Genomic DNA, 2,675 nt, shown 5'->3' with positions numbered 1-2,675 from the left:
CCAGTACGACTATCTGTTTTCCGCCGACCAGCTGGTCTCGGGCGAGAATACCGTCAGCATCCGGCAGGCCGAGGACCCGGGTTTTATCTGGGGCGTCAAGAACCTGCTGCTCGAAAAGGCACTGATTGATCAGGCTGCGCCCACGCTAGAAATCGGAGTGAGCGAAAGTACATCTTACGGCAACCGCTTCAACGGATCGTTCGATACAGACCGATCTCAAATCGCGACGTTCTTTGGAACTGCGGGCGCGCTGGAATTGATGTTGACCGGCTTCGACATCGATAACGATGGTGAGGTCGAAGTCCTTGTAAACGGTGTGTCCATCGGTTTTCTAGATGCTGGAGTGGCAGATGATCTAAGCATTCACAAATTCACCATTCCTGCTGCAGTTCAGATAGTCGGAAACAATACCATAGAATTTCGTCAGGCTGGCAATGCCGACGCGACCTGGGGGGTCACCGACATCAGGCTCGATACTGCGCCCGATAGCTTCACACCAACAGACGCCGATTACGTGGAACAGTGGCACCTTTTCAAAATGGGGCGGCTGAACGAAATCTGGGCCGATTACACTGGGGCGGGCGTAACAGTAGGCATCTATGACAATGGCGTGCAATTCTCGCACCACGATCTCGACGATAATTACGACACGAGTTTACACGCCTTTTCGGAAGGCAGCGAACTGGACCCAAGCTTGGGCTCGGCCAACCATGGTACGGCCGTGGCCGGAATCATTGCCGCGGAGGCAAATGGCGTAGGCACCGTCGGCGTGGCCTTCGGCTCCACCATTGCCGGGGTTAACATGATCGACGGTCCGGCCGGAGCAGGTTCTGCAGATCTGACCGCCTACATCGACGCGATGGATCATCTTGTCGCATTCGACGTGGTCAATCATTCCTGGGGTAATACGCCCGGGTTTGAGCAATCGACACAAACCCTCGAGCTTTTCGCAGTAACTGTCGAAAAATTCGAACGCGCGGTTGAACTGGGCCGCGGCGGCCTTGGCACAAACCTAGTCAAATCTGCGGGGAATGATGGTGCGAACTCGGCAGGCGACATGATCGACAGTTCGCGCACCTCGATCACAGTCGGCGCGATAAACGAGGCAGGTGCCTCCGCGTCCTATTCAAACTACGGAGCCAATTTGCTAATCTCCGGGCCTTCCAACGACGGTTTTTTTTCGCCCTTCGGCATTAAGACGACAGACCTTCTGGACGCAGACGGTTATACAGCCGAAGACTATACTGGTTCAGATGCAGGGACCGGATTCGGCGGCACCTCCGCCGCGGCACCGATGGTGTCGGGCGTCATTGCCCTGATGTTAGATGCGGCACCTGGTCTTGGGTGGCGCGACGTGCAGAACATCCTCGCTTACTCGGCATCGCATACCGGTGCTGGCTTCAACGAAGAACCCGACCCGTTCGACGGACTTGGCCTGAATGGCGACTGGATGTTCAATGCCGCGAACAACTGGAACGGTGGCGGACTGCATTTCAACATCGATTACGGGTTCGGCGCACTAGATGCGTTTTCGGCAGTGCGTATGGCGGAAGTCTGGCATCTTTTCGGCGATGCTCAAACTTCTGCCAACGAATTGAGCCAGGCAGCCGGCTCAGATGTCGATGTTGCGGTGGCCGGGGTTGAAACCCAAACCGTGACATTCCTTGCCGGCGCCATGATGGTCGAAGCTGCAGAAATCGAGCTTTCGTTGACCGACGCATCGGTAGAAGTATTCCTCGTGTCTGCGGAGGGCACCCGCGTCCGGCTTTTGGACGATGCCGAAGCAAGCGGTGCGCTGGCCAAGTGGACTTTTGGTGCGCAGGCCTTCCGGGGCGAACAAGCGGCAGGCAACTGGTCACTGGAATTTGTTGGTACCGGCTCGGCTACTACAGTTTCGGACTGGCAGATAACACTGTATGGCGAAGTCGAGGACAGCGACAACGTCTATCACTACACCGACGATATCCTTGCGGACTTCATCGGCGACGGTGCCAGCAATTTCTCTACGATTTCCGACGATCCCAAACGGCTATTTCTTACCGACGCCGGTGGTACTGACTGGTTGAACTTCGCGGCGATGAGTTACAACCTCGACATGTCGCTCGAGGCCGGAGCTTCGGCGAAAATCGGCAGCAAGACAATCATGACGATTGATGCCGACACCGTCATCGAGAACGCAGTAGCTGGTGACCGGAACGATACGGTTTTGGGCAACGGCGCAAATAACGAGATTCATGGTATGCGCGGCAATGATCGCCTAGCGGGTGGCGGTGGCTCCGACAAACTGTTTGGAGGTGATGGTGAAGACGTGTTCGTTTTTGCCATTGGTGACACCAACGATTGGATCGGCGATTTCGAAACTGGCAGCGACCGGGTTGAACTATGGGACTTTGGTATCACTTCGTTTGACGAGCTTTCGATCTTTGATGATGTCGGCAACAACGCAATTATCGACTTCGGCGGTGGCGATACTTTAGCGTTCTCCGGGATTGCTTCAAGTGATCTTATGGCCGCGCATTTCTCCTTCGAGAACACACTCTTCGCGTAGAAGGAGTTTGCTTGGAGCTGTCTGACGTCAGCACCAATGGGACAGTTTAGGTCGATTTGATAAGAGAGGGTTTCTGGCTCATCGTAACCGCCAAGGAGTGGAGATGAGAAAGAAACCCGGAACCAAG

Annotated in this window: 1 protein-coding gene; it reads left to right on the top strand. The window is 55.3% G+C overall.

What is annotated here, in order from left to right:
• On the top strand, positions 1 to 2,548 hold a 2,548-nt coding region (locus ACR0LZ_RS21110), incomplete at its 5' end, for a S8 family serine peptidase (protein WP_480752216.1).
• Positions 2,549 to 2,675: the final 127 nt, after the last annotated feature.

It is taken from the genome of Ruegeria sp. CI1, from assembly GCF_056536925.1.
Note: the sequence above shows the minus strand (reverse complement) of the source record. Positions and strands in the feature narration are given on the sequence as shown.